Source organism: Butyrivibrio sp. AC2005 (assembly GCF_000424145.1).
In the GTDB taxonomy this organism is placed as follows: domain Bacteria; phylum Bacillota; class Clostridia; order Lachnospirales; family Lachnospiraceae; genus Butyrivibrio.
Map to the genome: position 1 here is coordinate 324844 of NZ_AUJI01000009.1, position 21492 is coordinate 346335.

Annotated in this window: 20 protein-coding genes; 17 read left to right on the top strand and 3 right to left on the bottom strand. The window is 40.4% G+C overall.

Annotated elements, in window-relative coordinates; all coding sequences use genetic code 11:
• Positions 1-132: 132 nt before the first annotated feature.
• The 17 genes from G602_RS28475 (at position 133) to G602_RS32160 (ending at position 18498) form a co-directional block, all read left to right on the top strand.
• A complete protein-coding gene (locus tag G602_RS28475) occupies positions 133-2013 on the top strand; it encodes a flagellinolysin (protein ID WP_026657293.1) in 1881 nt (626 codons plus the stop codon).
• A gap of 229 nt (positions 2014-2242) precedes the next feature.
• On the top strand, positions 2243-2791 hold the full coding sequence (locus G602_RS0101455) for a Uma2 family endonuclease (RefSeq protein WP_026657294.1): 549 nt from the start codon (positions 2243-2245) through the stop codon (positions 2789-2791).
• A 29-nt stretch (positions 2792-2820) separates the two neighbouring features.
• Positions 2821-3123, top strand: a complete 303-nt coding sequence (locus tag G602_RS0101460) for a hypothetical protein (RefSeq protein WP_026657295.1) — start codon at positions 2821-2823, stop codon at positions 3121-3123.
• A 28-nt stretch (positions 3124-3151) separates the two neighbouring features.
• Positions 3152-4963, top strand: coding sequence for a motility associated factor glycosyltransferase family protein (locus tag G602_RS0101465; RefSeq protein ID WP_026657296.1), 1812 nt, complete (start codon positions 3152-3154; stop codon positions 4961-4963).
• A gap of 423 nt (positions 4964-5386) precedes the next feature.
• The gene (locus tag G602_RS0101475; protein WP_026657299.1) at positions 5387-7042 is read left to right on the top strand and encodes a flagellin N-terminal helical domain-containing protein; all 1656 of its coding nucleotides are present in this window, start codon (positions 5387-5389) and stop codon (positions 7040-7042) included.
• Positions 7043-7224: 182 nt separating this feature from the next.
• Positions 7225-8577, top strand: a complete 1353-nt coding sequence (locus G602_RS0101480; RefSeq protein ID WP_026657300.1) for a Gfo/Idh/MocA family oxidoreductase — start codon at positions 7225-7227, stop codon at positions 8575-8577.
• Between the two features lie 229 nt (positions 8578-8806).
• Entirely contained in the window at positions 8807-9019 is a 213-nt protein-coding gene (locus G602_RS0101485; RefSeq protein WP_026657301.1) for a type II toxin-antitoxin system Y4mF family antitoxin, read from the top strand.
• The gene (locus G602_RS0101490) at positions 9019-9339 is read left to right on the top strand and encodes a HipA N-terminal domain-containing protein (RefSeq protein WP_026657302.1); all 321 of its coding nucleotides are present in this window, start codon (positions 9019-9021) and stop codon (positions 9337-9339) included. Before G602_RS0101485 ends, G602_RS0101490 begins: the two co-directional genes overlap by 1 nt.
• Positions 9336-10283, top strand: coding sequence for a type II toxin-antitoxin system HipA family toxin (locus G602_RS0101495; protein WP_026657303.1), 948 nt, complete (start codon positions 9336-9338; stop codon positions 10281-10283). Before G602_RS0101490 ends, G602_RS0101495 begins: the two co-directional genes overlap by 4 nt.
• Positions 10284-10316: 33 nt before the next feature.
• On the top strand, positions 10317-11459 hold the full coding sequence (locus tag G602_RS31280) for a Gfo/Idh/MocA family protein (RefSeq protein WP_044930732.1): 1143 nt from the start codon (positions 10317-10319) through the stop codon (positions 11457-11459).
• A 111-nt stretch (positions 11460-11570) separates the two neighbouring features.
• Entirely contained in the window at positions 11571-12647 is a 1077-nt protein-coding gene (locus tag G602_RS0101505; protein ID WP_026657305.1) for a hypothetical protein, read from the top strand.
• Positions 12648-12704: 57 nt separating this feature from the next.
• Positions 12705-13514: a transcription termination/antitermination NusG family protein gene (locus G602_RS0101510; RefSeq protein WP_026657306.1), complete on the top strand. Its 810-nt coding sequence runs from the start codon at positions 12705-12707 to the stop codon at positions 13512-13514.
• Between the two features lie 207 nt (positions 13515-13721).
• Positions 13722-15140: an AAA family ATPase gene (locus G602_RS0101515; protein WP_026657307.1), complete on the top strand. Its 1419-nt coding sequence runs from the start codon at positions 13722-13724 to the stop codon at positions 15138-15140.
• A 463-nt stretch (positions 15141-15603) separates the two neighbouring features.
• Positions 15604-16170, top strand: coding sequence for a hypothetical protein (locus G602_RS24780; RefSeq protein ID WP_049944996.1), 567 nt, complete (start codon positions 15604-15606; stop codon positions 16168-16170).
• Positions 16171-16241: 71 nt separating this feature from the next.
• Complete coding sequence (locus tag G602_RS0101525; RefSeq protein WP_242835471.1) at positions 16242-16694, top strand: adenylyltransferase/cytidyltransferase family protein; 453 nt, start codon at positions 16242-16244, stop codon at positions 16692-16694.
• A 107-nt stretch (positions 16695-16801) separates the two neighbouring features.
• Positions 16802-17962 carry a CDP-glycerol glycerophosphotransferase family protein gene (locus G602_RS0101530; protein WP_242835473.1) on the top strand — a complete coding sequence of 387 codons (1161 nt, stop codon included), beginning with the start codon at positions 16802-16804 and terminating at the stop codon, positions 17960-17962.
• 365 nt (positions 17963-18327) lie between these two features.
• Entirely contained in the window at positions 18328-18498 is a 171-nt protein-coding gene (locus G602_RS32160) for an aldo/keto reductase (protein WP_155829655.1), read from the top strand.
• Positions 18499-18634: 136 nt separating this feature from the next.
• Here the strand turns inward: G602_RS32160 and G602_RS0101540 are convergent, their stop codons facing one another.
• The 3 genes from G602_RS0101540 to G602_RS24785 all read right to left on the bottom strand — a co-directional run bounded on the left by G602_RS0101540 (position 18635) and on the right by G602_RS24785 (position 21263).
• Positions 18635-19438, bottom strand: coding sequence for an ExeA family protein (locus tag G602_RS0101540; protein WP_026657311.1), 804 nt, complete (start codon positions 19436-19438; stop codon positions 18635-18637).
• On the bottom strand, positions 19438-20682 hold the full coding sequence (locus G602_RS0101545; protein ID WP_026512086.1) for a DDE-type integrase/transposase/recombinase: 1245 nt from the start codon (positions 20680-20682) through the stop codon (positions 19438-19440). Before G602_RS0101545 ends, G602_RS0101540 begins: the two co-directional genes overlap by 1 nt.
• A gap of 62 nt (positions 20683-20744) precedes the next feature.
• Positions 20745-21263, bottom strand: coding sequence for a DUF6431 domain-containing protein (locus G602_RS24785; protein WP_155829656.1), 519 nt, complete (start codon positions 21261-21263; stop codon positions 20745-20747).
• Positions 21264-21492: the final 229 nt, after the last annotated feature.

The following is a 21492-nucleotide window of genomic DNA, read 5'->3' on the forward strand; positions in this document are numbered from 1 at the left end:
ACCATAGAAAGAGCTCTCCCCGAAAGGGGAGGGCTCTTTTCGTGAAAGTGATATATTAAGTTTTTTTATGTGACGCCCGATAACCATATTGTAGCAACAGATGATTTGCAAACAGAATGATGAGATTACTATATGGTTATTCAGCACAACTTACAGTCATTAAATGCAAACAGACAGACCGGGATGGTTACAGGCAGCAGGCAGAAGTCTGCGGAGAAACTGTCATCCGGTTATAAGATAAATCGTGCAGCGGACGATGCGGCAGGACTTTCTATTTCCGAGAAGATGCGTCGTCAAATGCGAGGACTTGGACGCTCTGTGAAAAATGGTAAGGATGGAATATCCTTTGTTCAGATAGCTGATGGTGCACTTCACGAAGTACATGACATGCTCCAGCGTGGCAACGTACTTGCTATTCAGGCTGCAAACGGAACATTGTCTGAGGGCGACAGAATAGCCATAAATAATGAGATTGTTGCTCTGAAAAAAGAGATTGATTCTATTACTTCCAGGACAAAGTTTAATGAGACCAGCGTTTTTGTTAAGGGTGGAGTAGTCCCTGAAAAACCTACTTCAAATATTCCTGAAAAAGTAAAGACATCATTGGAACTACTTGCAAATAAGGTTACAAATGAGTATTATCCCAACGCCATTGAGCAGATAATGAATAGCTTTTCTTCAATCGGGAATAAGCTAAGTGAACTTGCCAAGGGTGATACCAGTAAATATAATACAAAGCTTAAGGTTGACTATATTGATGGTGTTGGTAACACGCTTGCCCGTATGTGGGCAGCCTTCTCGATACCCGGACAGGGATTCTATTCCGGATCACTTCAGATGGATGTGGATAATGATGATTTTCCATCGCTTGACCTTGGTTCATATAAGATGCAGCAGCTTGAATCTACTATCGCACATGAGACAATGCATGGTGTAATGGACGTAGTTTTTCCTTCCAGAATGCATAGCGATAGTGGAGCTGAGGATTTTCCTAAATGGTTTAAAGAGGGGACCGCTCAGCTTGTAGGTGGCGGATATACAACAGGTTGGAATGATGAGTTGTCAGGAATCGTCAAAGGACTGGAAGGCGAAGATGATAATAGTAAGGATAGTGAGATAGTTAATTATCTGGGCCAATATACAGTTGATGACAGAGAATACGGACATGGCTATCTTGCAGCAGCCTATGCCAGCTACCTGGCAGCAGATGGAAATGAGGTAACAACAGCCAATCTTCAAAATGGCGCAAGTAAAATGTTCCAAGGGTTTATAGATGGCGACTCGAATGGAAGAAACGACAGTTTTGATGATGTAATTAAGGCAACGACAGGGCTTACAGAGGCTCAGCTTAAGGCTGAGATAAATGGCGGGAGCACGACTTCTCCTATCGCAGGAAAATACAGCGCTGTTGAATTTGTAAGAAGACTTACATACAACAGTCTTGGTGGTGCAGGTTCACTTATTACACCAAGCCTTAGCACCGGAGGAACAAGCATACTTGCTGATACAGCAGATAAGGACGCCCAGCCTTTCAAGATAACCAGTCAGTCTGTAAAATATGTGGAAGCTACGGAAGAGGTCGATGAAGAGGAAAAGGCGAGAGGCCACTATTATACTGTGGATCTGCATGTTGGTACTGATGCTGATATGAATAATAAAGTGTCTATAAAGAGATATGATATGAGTACCAAAGCGCTTTTCCTTGAGGATACGAATGTGCTTAACGAAGAAAGAGCGACTGATGCAATAGATGCTTTCGGAGATGCGATCATTATGGTCAGCTCAGTGCGCAGCTACTTTGGTGCAATTCAGAACAGACTTGAACATACACTACTTAATCTGGATAATGTTGTGGAAAATACCACAGCATCCGAATCGCGTCTTAGAGACACAGACATGGCTTCTGAGATGGTAAGGTTGTCTACGTTGAATATCCTTTCCCAGGCCGGTAATTCAGTACTTGCGCAGGCAAATCAGAGTGCTCAAGGTGTGATGTCACTCCTACAAGGATAACAAAAAGCCTTCCCCCACAGGGGGCGCTAATCGTCCGGGGGACGATTGTTCAGCGCGGACCGAAGCGGAGCGAAGACAGGTGGCACGAAGTGCCGGATGAGGGGGCAGAAAATGGCGAGATTGCAAAGGTTCTTCAGCAAGGAGAGCCTTTTCTATTGCTTAATCAATATGGTATAATTTTCAGTATATTAGATAAAATGTGTGACGATTTATTCCGGAGGTGATAGATATGCCATTACCTATTGAACATAAAGATTATTATACTGTTAATGAGTTCTATAATTCTGTCGAAGGGGAATTTGTGGAACTCATAGATGGCCACATATATAATATGACACCTCCTAATAGGTTACATCAAAGGATCGCTTTTAATCTATCAAGAAATATAGCTGATTACATTGATTCAAAGAATGGAGATTGCGAAGTATATCCTGCTCCATTTGCGGTTCTTTTGGATGAGACGAAAGACACTATCGTAGAGCCGGATATAAGCGTTATCTGTGATAAAGAAAAGCTGACAGACAGGGGATGCACAGGAGCGCCTGATTGGATTATAGAAGTAGTATCACCAAGCAATTATTCACATGATTATATTGATAAGCTTAATCTATACCACCAAGCTGGAGTAAGAGAATATTGGATAGTTAATCCTATGGATGAAAAAACTACAGTATATAATTTGCAGGAAGAAGTTAGTCCGAAGGTTTGTGACTTTGATGAAGTTATACCCGTTGGTATATATGATGATTTGAAGATTCGAGTAAAAGATTTTGTATAAGCTTTAACTGGTTTAAAGAAGGTGCAATTATGGAGAGCATAAAAGATTTAGGGAAGCAAGTCATTAGAAATAACGAGAAAGCTGCAGACACAATATACCAACGTAAACCCGGTGGGGCAGAGATGATTGCGCCTGTTATGAAGCAGCTTGTTACCTTCACTGAACTTCTGGTACAGAGCGGAAAAGCTGATGCAAATCATACTAAGCTGCTCCAGAGATGGCAAACGGATTTTGCCAGGCTGGCAGCAGCAAATGATGCAGGGGATCTGATACTTGCTGCGGATATTATCCATCATGATCTGAATGGTGAAATTGCAGAATGGATTAAATAATACATGGGTTTTCTTTATGGGGGATACAATGCTTCAGAAAAGTGAAGAAATAAGAGAAAAGAATTTTTCTGCATTTGAAAAGCGCTATGGATTCAGACCACATATTAATGCAGATGAAGATGAGATTTACAGGATGGATATCGCAAAAAACGGCGACCCCATCCTTTTTATTAAGGGAGCTGGTTACAATGGAACCGACCTTCGTTTGAACAGTGAGTATGATCCGGAGTATGAGGCTGAGCGCTGGGCAGAAAAGTATGAGAGTAAGAACAGAAGAACTACCATCACACTCCTTGGCTTTGAAGCAGGGTATCATCTTGCTGCGCTGATTAAAAAATTCAGGCCTGATACCATGTTCTATGTGTATGAGCCTCAGGAATCACTTTTTTCTTTTGTTTGCGGATGCGTTGATATAACCGGATTCATTAATCATCCGAGAGTTTTTTTGTTTGTGAATGATGAGCAAAAAGGGCTCTATGTCAATGAGTCCATGCAGGATATGGTGACATTCAATTCCGAAACGGTAGGAATATACACGCCATTTTATGCAATTGATGTCACTTTTGATGAATGTTGCACAGCGCTTGCGGGAATAATGAACGGACAGAAGAATTATCAGAAAGAACGCGGAAGAGCCAGTTTACGTTGCAGACTCTATGCATGGAACCATATGAGAGAAGCATCCCTTCTAAAGGATCTTTGTAGCGCACTTCCTGAAGGAATACCTGCAGTTATAGTTTCTGCGGGACCATCTCTAAATAAAAACGTAGATGTATTAAAGAAAATAAAAGGACACGCATTCATCATGTGCAGTGACAGAGCATTAAATGTTCTGGATGCGCATGGTATTGAACCCGATGTAGTTCTTTCAGCAGAACCTGTAAAGGATCCGTCATTTCTGCAATACAAGGTGGCAGAAAAAATACCACTCTTATGCTCCATGCAGACCAACTGGCAGTCACAGAAACTTTTTGAGGGAAGGTGCATATACTTTCATGCACTCCATTATGAGGACACATTATTTGGTGACAGGGTAGAGGCAGACTTTGGAGCCCTTGATCTTGGAGGTAATGTCTCAGGAGCCTGCTTTGTAGTGTGCGAAAAACTGGGAATAAACAATATTATTCTCATAGGTCAGGATATGGCTTATCTTGACAGAAAACATCATGCGGATAATTCTGATTCAGGCGGAGACGATGCCAGAAATCTTAGGACTATAGAACTTCCCGGCGCTCTTGGCGGAACAGTTCAGTCCTGCGGAATGTGGAGAGAGTTCAGGGACTTCTTCGAAAGAAGAATTAAGCTTAATCCCGCCCTTAAAGTAATAGATGCTACTGAAGGCGGTGCACTGATTCATGGCTCTGAAGTAAAGACTTTGGAGGAGGTTGCTGAGGAATTAAGTGAAAACAGTTACGACTTAGGTGAGACACTTCTGAATCTTCCCAAGGCACAGACAGATTCTGAACATCAGGAAATGGTTACTAAGCTAAAGAGCTGGTGCGATGATCTTGATATGATAGCAAAGAATTCTGAGGAAGTGTCCGGAATTTGCTCTCAGCTCCTTAATGTATGTAAATATCAGGATATCAGGGATAAAAAGAATAATAACAAATTAAAGAAACTGGATAATCTCAGAGCAGAGATTTATAGGACAACAGCCAATGCACTGCTTGAGGAATACTGGGTTGAGGACCTCTATTCCATTCCTGATTATCAGTTTATGATTAGAAATAACGAGGAAGCAATTCCGGTGTTTGAGAGTGCTATACTATATTATTCACATTTACCACAGGACTGTGCCAGCCTTAAGGAGGCTATTCTTGAATCGATTGCAGAATAGAATTATTGCCTTCCCCTTTGGGGGCGCTAATCGTCCGGGGGACGATTGTTCAGCGCGGACCGAAGCGGAGCGAAGACAGGTGGCACGAAGTGCCGGATGAGGGGATTTTTTTCAAATTTGTGAAATTTTTCAAACACATTCAAAAGCTCGAAATGCAGATAAATACTGCGTTTGCGGGCTTTTAATTTTGCTCTGAAATCATTTTTGAAATAAAAAATCAAAAAAAATTCAAAAAAGGGGTTAAGTAATCGAAAATCCGAACGATATATAGAGTGTAAAACAAATAAAAACATCGTCAAGGATGATCGATGTGGGAGCGCACTCAACTTAATAAGAAACTTTTGGATTTGAATTTTTTTATCAAGCAGGCAGTCTCTGACTATACGGATTATAGGATGAACTGCACCCACATGGAGGTATAATATGGTTATCCAGCATAATTTGACGGCGATGAATTCTAATAGAATGCTTGGCATTACAACAAGTGGTCAGGCAAAATCTTCTGAAAAACTTTCCTCAGGATATCAGATCAATAGAGCAGCAGACGATGCAGCAGGACTTTCAATTTCAGAAAAAATGAGAAAGCAGATGAGAGGTCTTGACAGAGCATCAACAAACGCAGACGATGGCGTAAGTTCCGTACAGACAGCAGAAGGTGCACTTACAGAAGTACACGATATGCTTCAGAGAATGAACGAGCTGGCAGTACAGGCAGCAAACGGAACCAACAGTGAGTCAGATCGTACAGCTATCCAGAATGAGATCAAACAGCTCACAACAGAAATCGACCGCGTAGCAGAGACAACAAAATTCAATGAAACCTATCTCCTTAAAGGATCAACAGGTTATCATAATGTATATATGAAGGCACACGACGCAGGTCTCGAAGGTGTTCTTGGAGACGCAGGCGTAAAGGCATCCTTCAGAATGGATCTTAAGGACGATTCAGACGTTAAGATCGCAGGAAAAGAATATCACATCTACACAGATGATGACAGCATAGCAAGTATTCAGCAGGCAATCCAGAGAGTAGCAAACCTTGCAAAAGAGCCTCTGGAGAAGATCAGAGACAATGGTAAAGAAATAGATGGTGCTACAGTTCAGGCAACAGAGCAGGATCGCAAAGACGCTGTGCAGAAGGTTGTTATAGATGGAACAGAATATGTTACAGCACTGGATTCTTCATCTCAGACAGAAGTAGTATTCAGATTCGGTGAGCAGGAGTTCTCTGTAGAAGAGATTAAGGCTAAGGTTAAGGATGGAACAATAGTATCCGTATCCGATGGTGATGACGAGTGGCCCAGAACTGCAGTAGATACGACACTTGATAAGAATATACATGTAAGTACTGCAGTTGCAAAGGTTATGGATGCACTTATCCAGGCTAACAGAGTTGGTGTAGATTCCAATAATCTCGAGAAGGTAAAGGTAACATTAAAGCCTACATTGTCCGGTACAAATGCTAATAAGACAGGTAAATATACCGATGGCGACACGACAGAAAAAGATGCGGTTAATGGTGTTGACGACAGATTTAATAGAGACCCTGATGAGAACAGCACAGAGACATGGACAGAAAAAGAAGGAGCAAGAGTAAAGGGCTACGTTGGAGCAAAAGGTGGCACATACGTATTCAGTATCCAGAAGAGCACAGCACAGGTTCCTAAGGATCTCGCAGTAAGTCTCCATGTAGGATCTGACGCAGACATGAACAACAAGATCAGCGTTCTGATCAAGCCTATGACAACAGCTTACCTCGGAATCCAGAATCTGACAGTAGCAGACAGCACAGGTATCTCCGCAACATACGCAATCGACGCAATAGAAGATGCTATCAGACAGGTATCAGAGCAGAGATCAGAACTCGGTGCAGTACAGAACAGACTTGAGCACACAATCAAGAACCTGGATAACGTAGTAGAGAATACAACAGCAGCTGAGTCCAGAATCCGTGACACAGATATGGCAGACGAGATGGTTACCTACAGCAAGAACAACATCCTCGCACAGGCAGGACAGTCCATGCTGGCTCAGGCAAACCAGAGTACACAGGGTGTTATGTCACTCCTTCAGGGCTAATAAGCTCAGTAAAAATAAAATCCAAAAATTATCAAAATCAATTATGCTGGGGCGCTTTCCAGGAGGGAAGGCGCCTCTTTTATAGCATATTTTCGCTAATAGTTGGCACTGGAACAGAATTTTGATTATAATAGTATTTAACAACATTTCAATGATTAGCTTTTTTCTTGTGAGGGATAGAAATGAAGAAAATCATTACTTACGGGTCATTCGACTTATTCCACGAAGGCCACTACCGAATCCTGGAGCGTGCAAAGGCGCTGGGGGATTATCTTATTGTGGGTGTCACCACAGAATACTACGACAGACAGAGAGGAAAACTGAACCTTGTCGATCCCATAATGACGCGCATTCAGAACGTTAAGGATACTGGATTTGCTGATGAAATAATTGTTGAGGATCACGTTGGACAGAAGATAGAAGATGTCCAGAAGTATGGTATTGATACCTTTGTCCTTGGGTCTGACTGGACTGGAAAATTTGATTATCTTAAGCAGTATTGTAATGTGGTATACCTGGAAAGAACTCCTAATATATCATCTACTATTATTCGTGAAGACAGGGTAAAGCTTATTAAGCTTGGCATTGTTGGTACAGGAAGAATAGCAAGACGATTTTTCGCTGAGCTTAAGTATGTATCCGGTATCGAGGCAATAGCAGCTTATAATCCCGACACAGAAAGCTTAAAGAGATTTAAAAAGGATTTTCCGATATTAGCATATAGTAATGATTATGTGAAGTTTCTTGATAAGGTCGATGCTGTTTATGTTGCATCCCCCAACGAAACACATGCAGCATATGTAAGACAAGCCATCATGGCAGGAAAACATGTGATCTGCGAAAAACCCATGACATTTACATATGATGAGGCTGTTGAACTGTACGCCCTTGCAAAGGAACATCAGGTAGTTTTGATGGAAGGTATCAGAGCTGCTTATCTTCCGGGATTCCAGCAGCTACTCTCAGTTGCCAGAAACGGAACCATCGGAGAAATCTGTGATGTTGAGGCATGCTTCACAAGACTTGGAGATCCTAAATCACGAGAAATGGCTGACGCTAAGTATGGCGGAGCCTTTATGGAATATGGTAGCTATACCATGCTGCCTATATTTAAGCTATTTGGGACGGAATACGTTCAGTTCAGCATAGACTCTATATTGGGCAAGGATGGAATAGATAAGTTTACTAAAGTTCAGTTCAGGTACAAGGATGGACTTGCTACATCCAAGACCGGTGCCGGAGTAAAATCCGAAGGACAACTGGTTATCTCAGGGACCAAAGGATATATTCTTGCAAAATCTCCCTGGTGGCTGATCAAGGAATTTGATGTCAGATTTGAGGATCCAAACAAGGTTGAGCATTATGATGCACCCTTTGTTGGAAGTGATGGATTTAGATATGAGATAGCAGAGTTTTTAGGAAAAGTAAATGGAACAGGTGGTAACGACTATAAGCTTACCTCTCAGGAGTCCATTGCTATGGCGAAGGTTGTTGAGAAATTTATGGGACTTCGAAGAACACAGCAAGGATGGTAATGCTGTGGGAATCAATAGGCTAAGGGCTCAGGCTATTAAAGATGCTGAAGAATGTGCTACTGGCAAGTACTTAGACAAATACACCCTATAGGATATAAAATGATAAGAAATATTATCTTATATACCCTATAGGGTGTAATTGTTCAAGTTTAAACGGAAATATACCCTATAGGGTGTAAATATTAGCGCTGAGATTGAAATTATACCTTATAGGGTGTAGTATTATTATATGAATACAATAGCTGAATTTGTAAAAACTGAACGGAAAAAGGCTGGACTTACACAGGAAGAATTTGCCCTACGCTCAGGTTTAGGGCTTCGTTTTGTGCGTGAACTTGAGCAGGGGAAGGAAACAGTCCGCATGGATAAGGTCAATCAGGCCCTTTCTATGTTCGGAATGCAGGCAGTTCCCGGTAGTATCGACAGAGAGGTTGATCTTTAATGGCCAGAGCAGGAAAAGTTTACATACAAAATATATATGCCGGCAGAATATATGAAACTGATGAGGGGTATGGATTTTCTTATGACAAAGAATATCTTGAAAGAGAGGGAGCACTTCCTGTTAGTCTAACCATGCCGCTTACCTCTGATGAATATAAATCAAAGTTTCTTTTTCCTTTTTTTGATGGCTTAATTCCTGAAGGCTGGCTTCTTGGAGTGGTTGAAAGAAACTGGAAAATAGATGGCAAGGACAGGTTTGGTCTTATGCTGTCGTCTTGCAGGGATTGTATTGGAGATGTTTGGATAGAGGCTGATATATGAGATGTCTATGCTGCGATAAAGAAATGGTAAATCCAACTGAATATGAAGTTGAAAGTCAGTGGCATAGTAAATGCATAAAAAAGTTTTTTGACACCGCAGCTTTACCTGATTTGGATATTAGCCATGATGAGATTGAGAAAATAGCGAACGAAGCAGTTAATAAAAAGCTTACGGTTCCCGGAGTTCAGAAGAAACTATCTCTTCATTTAAGTAAGGATGATGGAAAACAAAGGCTAACCATAGTGGATTATCCAACAGACTACATATTAAAGCCACAGTCGCAGGAGTATGAAGCGCTCCCGGAAGCAGAGTTTTTAGTTATGAAAATGGCGGAGGTTGCAAAAATAAAAACCGTGCCAAATGCGCTTATTATGAAAAATGGCGAGTTTTCATATATAACTAAACGAGTTGATCGCATAAAAAACGGGATGCTTGCTATGGAGGATTTTTGTCAGCTGTCAGGACGTGTCACAGCTGATAAGTACAAGAGCTCATACGAAAATTGCGGAAAGGTGGTTAAGAGCTTTTCCAAGAATACCGGATTGGATATGGCGGATATTTATTATAGAATTCTCTTCAGCTTTGCTACGGGCAATTCGGACATGCATCTTAAAAATTTTTCGCTGATAGAAGATAAACCGGGCAGCAGAATCTACGGACTATCGCCGGCGTATGACTTGCTTCCTGTTAATGTCATAGTTCCTGCTGATAAGGAACAGATGGCACTTACGATTAATGGAAAAAAGCGCAATATTAGGAAAAAGGATTTTATTGCACTAGCTTCAAGCATGGGACTTGCTGATAAAACAGCATTGGGATTTATGAAAAGAATTGCAGGATTGGAAAAAACATATTTGCAGATGATTGAAGATTCATATCTCCCTGAAAATATGAAGAAAGCATTTATGGAGTTGGCCATGGAAAGGATAGCTGTTTTTGAATAAGAATAGATAGGTTGTTAAAAGTGGAGTGTTCTTATGATCAGATTGGGAATAATCGGAACCGGGAGAATAGCAAAGAGAGCGGTAAAAGAGATTAGGACTGTAGGTGGGCTAGAAGTTATTGCAGTACTGAATCCTAATCTGGAGCATGCTGAAAATTTTGCAAGGGAGAATGGGATTCCGGAGTATACGGGTAATACGGATGGCTTTATTGAGATACTTGCCCAAAATACTGAAATATATTCGGATAGTAAGAGCGTGGGAAACATTAATGATAGGTTGAATGGCGCTACTGACGCATGTGCTGTATATATCGCCACTCCTCACGGAACCCATTATGATTATGCCAAAAAGATGCTGGAAGCAGGTATTCATGTAATATGTGAGAAACCTCTATGCTTTTCTGCTGAACAGGCAGAAGAACTTTTCAGGATTGCAGATGAAAAGAATCTGGTTTTAATGGAGGCAATAAAAACAGCCTATTGTCCAGGATTTAAGAAGTTATGCGAAGTAGTGGGGAGTGGAATAATAGGTGATGTTGTTGATGTGGAAGCTGCATTTACAAGGCTGACGCCACCTGGATGCAGAGAGTTTACAGATAAGAAGTATGGCGGGAGTTTTACTGAATTTGGCAGTTATACTATGCTTCCGATATTTAGATTTTTGGGGACCGAGTATAAGTCTATAAATGCTTATGTGCGTCTTGCGATATATGAGGGGGCTCCTAATAATGTAAGTGGTTATATTTTTCATGATAATAAGCGGATGGACGATGCCTCTAATGTTGTTAGGGATAACTTAGAATTATCTGCTGTCGATGGCTATACCAAAATCCACTTTGAGTATGATAATAATAAATTTGCAACCGCGAAAACCGGTCTTACAGTAAAGAGCGAAGGTCAGCTCCTTATCTCAGGCTCAAAGGGATATATCCTTGTTCCTTCACCCTGGTGGTTAACTAAATATTTTGAAGTGAGATTTGAAGATCCGAAATGTATAGATAAGTATGAGTGTGAATTTGAGGGTGATGGCCTTAGGTATGAGTTTGCTGAATTTGTGAGCAGAGTAGGCAGTATGCTGACGGCAGATGCACCAGCTGTAGACAAAAAGGAACAAGAGGAAGCGGTAGCAAGAGCTGGGAGTTATGAGTGTTTTTTTAGAACAAAGAATAACAAATAATATAAAGCATAACAAATAATAAAACCATAACAAGCATTAACGAATTATAGCAAGAATGATAGAACAATAAAAATGTCACTTACGAAATATAAATTTGCGGAGTAAGAATATATGTCACTTTGGCAGATTATGCACGGGGACAAGTTAATAGCGGATATTTCAGATAAGGGTACATCAAAACTCTATAATTCTGCCTTTTTGCCCTACGATTTATGGCTAGAAGAAGGGCAAGATGTTGATACGCTTGTAAATAATCTGACCAATTTTTACTACTGGTGTGCAAGCAGAGTTCTTACACTTGATAGGAAATATGCAAAGGAAATATTGAATAGTATCGGTGCAGGACAGGGGACGACTGATAGAGACAGGGCAAAGGTTTCGTTATCTTATCACTGCCTGACGCTGAAGGATATATATTGGGTAAAAGAAGAACAAGAAAATACTTCGTTTAATGAGATCAATATATATGACAATCATCTTGATAATGCCTTTGTGGACCTTTCGCTTCGTGGTAAGAACATGACAGTAGAGAATGCCCATCTGATAGCGGATGATATATCTACAAGTGGAGTTTTTCCAAAGGCATGGGTCAGAAAGGAAGATGGCTTCTGGCTCTATAAGGATGGAGACATAGTAAATGTAAAAAATGAAATCCTTGCAAGTAAAATATGTCGTTGCTTTAAATGTAATCAGGTACTTTATGAAGAGGATGTGTTCGAAGGTACGCCGGTTTCTGTAAGTAAGCTTATGACAGGTAAAGACATGAGTATTGCAACCCGGGCTGCATATGACATCTATGCGGTTAATCACGATTTAAATCCGTTGGATTCAATAATAGAGCTTGATGAACAAGGATACTATATGATGAATATCCTGGATTACCTTGTGGGGAATACCGACAGGCACTGGGAAAACTGGGGAATTCTGATTGATAATGAAACCGGAAAGGCATTAAGACTTCATGACCTGATGGATTTTAATCAATCATTTAAGGCATACGACAATCTTGAAGGCGCATTATGTCAGACGGCGCTTCCAAGACATATTTCTCAAAAAGAGGCAGCGATAGAGGCGGTTAAAAAAGTTGGATTAAATCAGGTAGCAGATGTAGAAAAAGACTGGTTTGAGGGTAGAGATGCCGAGTGGGAGATGTTTAATAGCAGACTGGACCTCTTGAGAGAGTATTAGCGTGTCTGGAAGTTGATGGCATGATTTTATAACATACTTATTGTTGGGGGATTACTCATGTGGTACGTATTACAGACAAAAAGTGGGGATGAGCATGATTTAAAGCTTCTCCTTGATAGGATAGCAGAAAAAGGTGTATACAAGGATAGCTTTATTCCGCTATATGAAGAGGTAAGAAGACGCGATGATAAATGCCGAATAATTTTTCGAAGAATGTTTCCGGGATATATTTTTATTGATATGGATGAACCGGAAAAACTTATACCTACGCTTAAAAAAATTCCTGAATTTACAAGGATCCTTGGCACAGAGGATGATGAAGGAAAAAAGATGTTTATCCCTGTGAGCGAAGAGGATGAGGGGTTCCTAAGGACACTAATCGAAGATGGTGTTATGCATGTCAGCTTCGTCGATGTTACCAAGAATAACAGAATTATTGACGTGGTAGGGCCGCTCGCCAGATACAGAAATCGCATAACCAAGCTAAAGCTTAGGAACCGCGAAGCAATAGTTGAAGTTAATGCTTTCGGAAAAGAGCGAAGAATACGCTTCGGTCTCTGGGAGGAAGGAGATCCAAGACTCCCCTGGCTAGACGACAGACGTAAGGAGCATAAGCTGGGACAGGGCAGTCAAAATGGCGATATTCAAGGACAAGGCGATACAGCAATAGATCCGATTATTGACATAGGAATACACCCCGGAGATAAGGTGACCTATGAAGAGGTTTACGGCGAGTATATTTTTACTGTTGAAAAAGTGGATGTAAAAAAGCGCGTGGTTTATGCTGCTATGGAACTTCTTGGGGCAGTGAGAATGATTGAACTTTATGCGGATGATGTTCAGCTTGTGACTGAAAGAGAAGAATAAAAGTTGATATTAGAGATCCATATATGCTAGAGGGTAATGCACTCTCTATCATTTTTTTGATAAATGGAAATAAGCACTACTAAATCGATAAAATTAGATGAGATTAAGTAGAGTTGAAATATATATTTCGTTGAAAAAGGAGGAAAAATGATTTAGAATTTACTTAATCACTATAAAAAATTGAGATTAAGTAGAGATGAGGCACATATGTTAATAGGAAGAAAAAATGAGATTGCAGTTTTACAAAATGCGATTCAGGATGACTATTCACATTTTATAGCAGTATATGGGAGACGCAGAATAGGCAAAACCTTTCTTGTCAGGGAGGCTTATAATTACAGATTCACATTTCAGTATGCCGGGCTATCCGAAGGGGGATTGAAGGAGCAGATTTTTGCCTTTGAAGCATCCATAAAGGATGCAGGCGGAATATCTTCTTCAAAGAGAAAGAATTGGATGGAAGCCTTTGAGGATTTGAAGGATCTTATCAGAGTATCACAGGAAAAGAAAAAAATAATCTTCATAGATGAGTTGTCCTGGATGGATACACAAAATGGAGATTTGTTGATTGCTTTAGAGAATTTCTGGAATGGATGGGCTTCTGCAAGACGTGATATTGTCCTGATTGTATGCGCAAGTGCTACCTCATGGATGCTTTCCAAGGTTATACATAATAAGGGGGGATTGTACAACCGATTAACAGAACAAATTGGCCTGTCGCAGTTTTCGCTTGCAGAATGCGAGGAATATATTAAAGCAAATGGACTGGCACTGACACGAAATCAGATAATGCAATATTACATGATATTTGGTGGCGTTCCGTTTTATTGGGGATTCTTGGAAAAAGGTCTTAGCTTATCTCAGAATATTGATCGGATATTATTTTCTAAAAATGCTCCATTGAAGCAGGAATTTAAATATCTATATGCTTCTGTATTCAAGAACCCCAGAGTCTACCTAAGTATTATCGAGGCACTTGGTAAAAAGAAAATAGGGATGACCAGGGAAGAGATAATAGAAAAATCCGGAGTTGGAAATTCGGGTGACCTTTCAACAAAGCTGGAAGAATTGGAGAGCTGTGGTTTCATAAGAAAATATGATGCTTACGGTAATAAAAAGAAAAATGCGATTTATCAGTTGATTGATAATTTTACACTGTTTCATTATCAGTTCTTGGAGGATGAGCCAACTGACGAACATTTTTGGACGAATCAGATAAATACTCCAAGAATAAATACCTGGCAGGGGCTTGCCTTTGAGAGAGTCTGTATGGAGCATGTAAAAGAAATAAAGAATAAGCTTGGAATATCAGGTGTTCAGACAGATGTTAACTCCTGGTGCTGCAAGGCAGACCCGGATAAGGGGGTAAGAGGCTCTCAGATTGATCTTTTGATAGTACGAAAGGACCAGGTTATCAATCTATGTGAAATGAAATATTCGGATTTCGAATACACTATTACAGAAAGCGTTGATGGGGATATTCGGAGGAAAATCTCAGATTTTAAACTTATGACAAAAACGAAATATGCTATTTACCCAACTCTTGTTACAACTTATGGAATGACGAATAATTCTTATTCAGGGAATATACAATCGCTTATTACGATGGATGATCTTTTTGGTTGAGGAAAGGGTAAATAATATAATTGATTCTACCGATATATGATAGAGGCTTTTGTGGTCTCTATCATTTTTTATACATTTTATTACGCTCTAAAGAAATATTGTTATCGAAATATTATTATGATAAAATGTTATTGTGTAAACAATTTCGACAACAATTGAGAACAATTTAAATTTTGCTTACAATTTGTGCTAAGGCACAATATTAGTTATAGAAATTCTTATGGGTAGTTAGTTCAGAAAGCAGATATGCGTATCATATACGGCGACGGGGGCGCGGATGGTTGCATATTGATTATAGCGGGAGTCTATCCACATTGAAAAATATGTGGGATGGCGAAGCATGGCGTAAAATTCAATCAAAACAATAGTTGACAAGCACAAAAGATGACTTCTATAAACTTTAGGATATGCATGCTTATACAAAGGCTATGCTGAAAAAGTAAATCAAATTGATGTTTCAGAAATGTCGATATCCATTTTTAGAGATAAAAATCCTCATAAACTTATGAAGCACCTTCATAAACTTGGGGCTGAGGTTGATGAGAAATATAAAGGCGTGTATTATGTTAATAGAATAGTAAATATCCCTACTCAGATTGTGGTTATTGATGAACTGGAAGATGAAACTTTTTCTGCGTTAAAGATAATGTCAAAAAATGCAGATGAAGCTATTATTAGGAAGTTTATCAATGATTCAACTGCAATCAATAATAAGGCAGATCAGATGAACGTGGATGCAATATTACAGGTTAGCGTATCTGCCAATTATGAGTTATATGAAAAAATAAGGAGGGAATCGACTATGTGTGAAGCTTTAAGAGAGTTAATGAAGGATGATATAGAACAAAGCAAAGAACAGGGAATAGAACAGGGAATAGAACAGGGAATACGGATATTCATCGAAGATAAGCTTGAAGATGGTATAGCAGAGGATATCATATTATCAAAACTTCAAAAACTATATAAGTTAACAGAAGAGAAAGCAAAACAGTATTATGACCAGTGTTTGAAAAATGCAGTAATAAATTGAACAGATATAAAAGCGCAGCGAAAACTGCGCTTTTATAATACCCAATTGACAACGATGACAATTTCGTAAAGGTGGCAAGCATTATAATAGCAGAAAAAAAATACAAACTCGGCTACACACAAGGCGTATATGATATGTTCCACATAGGGCATTTGCGCCTCATTAATAACGCAGCAAAATACTGTGAGAGGCTCATAGTTGGAGTTAACGCAGATTCACTTGTAGAAGTATATAAGCACAAGAAAACCGTAATCTCCCAGGAAGATCGCGCGGAGATTATAAGAAATCTTAAAAGCGTCGATGAATGTGTGATTGTTGCTACCCTTGATAAGGTCGAGCTGTATAAGCAATACAAATTTGATGCTGTATTTATCGGCGATGACTGGAAGGGCGATGAGAGGTGGACGCGTACGGAAATTGACTTGGAACCATATGGAGTTGATGTGATATATCTTCCGCATACTCCGAATATATCATCTACACTACTCAGAGTGGAGATACCTATGAGGGTAGATGAAATCTGACATTTTAGATAACAGATTAACAAATAGAAATATTGTTAATGCAATAAGTTATTATTAATTGTAAATTCGAATAATAAATGGATAGTAACGACGAAAAATATATAGAAATGAGGAAAAGGAAAGCAAGCCGATTAAGCTTGCTTTTTCACATACTGTGGGTATTACCCGTAAAGGAAAACAAGATAGTATTTTCGTCGTATGAAGGAGACGGCGGATTCTGCTGTAATCCTAGGTATATTGCAGAAGAGTTGCACAGAAGAAGACCGGAGCTGGAGATGGTATGGCTTCTTCATGATACCTCGAAAGAGTTTCCTTCTTATATAAAGAAAGTTAAGGATACACCATTCAATACGGTATATCATCTTGCTACTTCAAAGGTGTGGATAGATAATTACAGGAAACCCTTTGGGACACTTAAAAGAAATAGCCAGTTATACATTCAGACCTGGCATGCGACCATAGGCTTCAAAGCGGTCGGACTATTTAGAGGAAATGCATTTCCTAAAATAGCAAGACTGGTTAGTGAATGGGATTCAGGACTTGCGGATTATTTTTTGTCAAATTCGCAGTATTGTGATGACGTATATCCTAAAAAACTCTTATATACAGGACCTACACTTAGAGTAGGATCTCCAAGAGTAGATCCACTTGTTAATAATAGGGATGAGCTATACAAATCTATTAGAGAAAAGCTCGACATAGATAAAAATTGTAAGCTCCTCTTATTTGCTCCAACCTTCCGTGGTGGGACCCAGCAGGGAAAAAAGCAGGTCATAGCTGAGACTCCCCAAATAGATTTTGATAGGCTTATAAAAGCGTTATCAGAAAAATATGGCTGCGAGTGGAGAGTATTATTAAGATTGCATCCTCAATTATCAGCAAAGCTAGATAAGATGCCGCTGCTATCAGAGGATGACAGGCTTATAGATGTAAGCCAATGGCCAGATATAAGCGAAATTATGGGTGGTTGCGATATGGTTATTACAGACTATAGCAGCTGTGCTTTTGATGCAGCATTTGCTCATATACCGGTACTTCTCTATGCGGATGATGTTCAGGAATACATTAAAAATCGCGGACAGTTCATGTGGAAAAGAGAAGAGCTTCCATTTGATATTGCGGAGGAAAATGAAACACTAATTCAGAATGTAGAGGCATTCAATGAAAAGAAATATGAAGAAAACATAAGTGCCTTTATGAATAGATATGATGTCATCGAAGATGGACATGCCAGCGAAAGGGTGGTGGATCTGATATTGCAGAATTGAAAATGGCATAATTGACAATATGGCGAGGGTGATATAATATGTAATTGCGGAAACGCAATATAAATGCTATTAAATATTCCAAGATAAAGCGAAGCCCTCGATGCTGCTACATCGAGGGCTTCTTGCTATTTAGAGATAGCTATTCTCAGGCTGTAACCGTGTTACTCATCTCTGTCCAGCCATTTGCAGATATAGTTGGCAACTATACCTGCCACAACAGAGATAGCAAATGCTATTAAGTACTCCAAAGACTACCACCTCCTTTCTGCTGGAGGTACACGGCTCAATCAAGATATCATAATTCCACCACAAAAACAATCATTTATATAACGATAACTTAATTATATTGAAACAAAAAATAGTTTATGGAATATGTAAAACTAAGAAATAACAATACTATACCTACCGTAGGTCTTGGAACATGGCAAATCACAGATAGAGATCAGATGATCGATGTGATTTCTAATGCATACGATGAAGGCTATAGACTTATAGATACGGCAGCAGCATATAGTGTTGTCCGGCACATTAAATGAGTCCTCAATCTTCACTTTAAATGAGGCTGCATAGGGTGTCAGACAAAGGGTACAGTTAGATTGTTTGACACCTGATTTTCAGATTATATAAATGAAATCATCCCTCACGCACTTTAAATGAGTGAGGGATGTAATCCTAACCAAGTTCGCAGTCATTGACTGCCTGCATGACGATGTCGGTTGTAATGAGATCAGCTTTGGCGCTGTCACCTATAAGGAGGCTGGCGTTACAGTACTTGTTTATGAGACGCGGAGTTCCATCAGCTGCGTTGAGTATTGCTTCTATTGCTGCACCATCAAAGATGGTCTGATTACAGCCAGCACCTTTGAGCTTTTCAGAGATATAGCTGCGGCCTTCTTCCTTTGTCACACCATCAAGGTTGTAGTTCATGACGATTCTCTGCCTGAGGGGTTCATGAATACCAAGCCCGAGTGTGGAATTAAGGTTCGGAAGTCCGGCAAGCAGAATGACTGCTCTGTCCCTGGAATCCATCTCAAAGTTAAAAAGAATCTTGAGATCGTTAAGGATGGTATTGTTGATATAGTTCGCTTCATCAATGATGATCACAGGCGTTTTCCTCTTTTCAACGGACAGGCGTGTGACTTCTTCCTGGATGATCTTGAAATTACTTGGTTTCTTGAATGCAGGCTGGGCGCCAAACTCTGAAACAAGATTTCTGTAGAAATCATTCGGGGTCAGGGTGGAAAGACTTGAATATATAACTTTATACAGCGAGGGATTCAGCGATGATGACCAGTGCCTTATGACAGTTGTCTTGCCTCTACCGGGACTTCCGGTGAGCAGGCCGAATCCTTTGGTCTTGGCCAGGTAGTCAAGGCGGAACAGGGCTTCCCTGTGTTCTGCGGTATCAACGATTATCTCCCTTGAGTTCTTGATAAATGGGTTAAACTCAAGCCCGTAGCGTGTAAAGTATTCCATCAGTCTTCTCCTCTGCAGATATGTACCTTGTCTCTCTTAACTTTGGAATTCTCCACTTTGTTTAGGAGACGGATTGGCGTAAGTGTTCCATCGGCTTCAACAATGTAAATTTCGTCAAGCCCTGGAGAATAGCGGAGCTTGATATGCTGCTTTGAAAAACGGCAGTCCACTTCGTATTCAACCTGGTCTATGGTGATGACATTATCAGCCGAGACTCTTCTCTCGATTTCGAGGAGGAAGGAGTGGTCTATCTCTTCATCGCTGAGGCGGTGGAAAAGATTTGGTTCTGAGAAGTATCTGTCCTGCGGTGATCTTCCGTTTAAGGAAGAATGTACGGTCTGATTGTACTTCTGCACATAGGCAAAGAGATTACCTCTGAGTTCATCGAGGGAATGGAAATCCCTGATGTCGAGGCCTGACATCCACTGATCTTTCATGGTGCGGAACCAGCGCTCGATCTTTGCTTTCTGTGTAGGCGTGTAAGGCTGGTCATAATGGATGACTGAGCCGATGCGGGCGGCAAGGAGTTCCATCTGCTTGTTCTTGTAGGAACTGCCATTGTCAAAGTTGAACATCTGTGGACGTCCATACTTTGCAACTGCTGATTTTATGACAGACATGAGGTTCACAAAGTTGTCATTGAAGAAAACATCTATGCCAACAATGAACCTGCTTGCATCATCGATAAGGGCAATGATATAGACTTTATGCTTCTTACCATCATCGGTCTTGAGATAAGGGCCAACGCTTGAATCTCCGCACCATACCTCGTTGATGTGTGGGCGCTCGTAACGTCGCATGTCAGGGTTTGTGGTGGTCTTCATTTCAAGTGAGAGCTGATTGACGTAGCGGTTGACTGTTGATTCTGAAACAGTGCCTACTTTTATGCTTCCGTTATCCTGAAGCTGTCTGTGGATAGATGCTGCGGACATGCGGGGGTAGTTGGTTTTGAGATATCTGATCTGTTCCTGAAGATCTGCATCCAGCTTTCGGGGCAGACCCTGATCCACACGGCCTGTAGGGATGAGAGCATCAAAACCGCCTTTCTTGTAGTTACGGTACCAGCGCTCAATGGTCTGTGGTGCAAAGTGCTTGACCGAGCCATCAGGAGCTAAAACTCCCTTGGCTGAGGCGTCATTAAAGAAAGCCGTAAGGGATGAGTAGTCTTCCCAGAGACCTGAAATGATTGGAGAGATAACAGAGTATCTCATAAGAGCAATGTTTTGTTGTTTTTCCTGATCCATGGCGGATCCTCCTTTCGTTTTTTCTTAAGTATATGGAGGATCAGGAGAGAGTTCGTGCCAGGTTATGTGGTATTTAGGAAAAGGATATTTGGAGTACATTTAATCTGCATGAACTGACGCTTGAAGTATTGAAAACAGCTGCTTATAAGGCTTTCGCCATCAACAGAAATACGTTCGGAGATAAGCCGTTGTTTCCAGTGCTTCAGGTACATCCTGATGATGTATCTAAAGTTGCTCTCGTCAAAAGACAGAGCTGAGGAAAGAGTGATGTTTGAAGGCGTCTCTTTTTCATGAGCTGTGATTATCTGAAGGTGATCCTGGAATGATATCTGGGAATAAGGAACCATTGATGACAGAAGGAGAGCGTGAGTGCGTCCACACTGATCGCATTTCACACGGCAGATCCTGAACATTACTTTTCCATCCTCGGTTTTAACATATCTGTTGTAATAACCATGGACGGATAGGCAGCCTGACTGACCACAAGGGCATTTGAGCTGATGGAACTGGAGATTGTTTAGGACAGAGTTGTAGAAACCTGGTGTAATCGGATTGTTTTCTTCGACGTAAAGGGTTATCATTGTCTTGCATGTTTTCGTACACTTCTGTGTACGGAGTTGCTAAGGCAGGATACCAAACTTTGGTCGGGGAGGGATCCTGCCTTTTATTGTCAGTAACTTTCCCATGATAACACAAAAGGCATGGCATTAAATAATCTGGTGTATTATGCACCTGAATAAATAAGTCCACACCTTTAAATAAAGTGATTCAAAAACAGAATTTAGAACGCAGGTAAAGTAACAAACAACA

Bases quoted from the DNA above. Each gene is read 5' to 3' on its own strand.
- G602_RS32160 (WP_155829655.1), top strand. From the start codon at position 18,328: ATGGAATATGTAAAACTAAGAAATAACAATACTATACCTACCGTAGGT.
- G602_RS0101485 (WP_026657301.1), top strand. From the start codon at position 8,807: ATGAATACAATAGCTGAATTTGTAAAAACTGAACGGAAAAAGGCTGGA.
- G602_RS0101540 (WP_026657311.1), bottom strand. From the start codon at position 19,438: ATGGAATACTTTACACGCTACGGGCTTGAGTTTAACCCATTTATCAAG.
- G602_RS24785 (WP_155829656.1), bottom strand. From the start codon at position 21,263: ATGATAACCCTTTACGTCGAAGAAAACAATCCGATTACACCAGGTTTC.
- G602_RS0101465 (WP_026657296.1), top strand. From the start codon at position 3,152: ATGCTTCAGAAAAGTGAAGAAATAAGAGAAAAGAATTTTTCTGCATTT.
- G602_RS28475 (WP_026657293.1), top strand. From the start codon at position 133: ATGGTTATTCAGCACAACTTACAGTCATTAAATGCAAACAGACAGACC.
- G602_RS0101480 (WP_026657300.1), top strand. From the start codon at position 7,225: ATGAAGAAAATCATTACTTACGGGTCATTCGACTTATTCCACGAAGGC.
- G602_RS0101475 (WP_026657299.1), top strand. From the start codon at position 5,387: ATGGTTATCCAGCATAATTTGACGGCGATGAATTCTAATAGAATGCTT.
- G602_RS0101490 (WP_026657302.1), top strand. From the start codon at position 9,019: ATGGCCAGAGCAGGAAAAGTTTACATACAAAATATATATGCCGGCAGA.
- G602_RS0101505 (WP_026657305.1), top strand. From the start codon at position 11,571: ATGTCACTTTGGCAGATTATGCACGGGGACAAGTTAATAGCGGATATT.
- G602_RS24780 (WP_049944996.1), top strand. From the start codon at position 15,604: ATGTCGATATCCATTTTTAGAGATAAAAATCCTCATAAACTTATGAAG.
- G602_RS0101455 (WP_026657294.1), top strand. From the start codon at position 2,243: ATGCCATTACCTATTGAACATAAAGATTATTATACTGTTAATGAGTTC.
- G602_RS0101460 (WP_026657295.1), top strand. From the start codon at position 2,821: ATGGAGAGCATAAAAGATTTAGGGAAGCAAGTCATTAGAAATAACGAG.
- G602_RS0101530 (WP_242835473.1), top strand. From the start codon at position 16,802: ATGAGGAAAAGGAAAGCAAGCCGATTAAGCTTGCTTTTTCACATACTG.
- G602_RS0101545 (WP_026512086.1), bottom strand. From the start codon at position 20,682: ATGGATCAGGAAAAACAACAAAACATTGCTCTTATGAGATACTCTGTT.
- G602_RS0101495 (WP_026657303.1), top strand. From the start codon at position 9,336: ATGAGATGTCTATGCTGCGATAAAGAAATGGTAAATCCAACTGAATAT.
- G602_RS31280 (WP_044930732.1), top strand. From the start codon at position 10,317: ATGATCAGATTGGGAATAATCGGAACCGGGAGAATAGCAAAGAGAGCG.
- G602_RS0101510 (WP_026657306.1), top strand. From the start codon at position 12,705: ATGTGGTACGTATTACAGACAAAAAGTGGGGATGAGCATGATTTAAAG.
- G602_RS0101515 (WP_026657307.1), top strand. From the start codon at position 13,722: ATGTTAATAGGAAGAAAAAATGAGATTGCAGTTTTACAAAATGCGATT.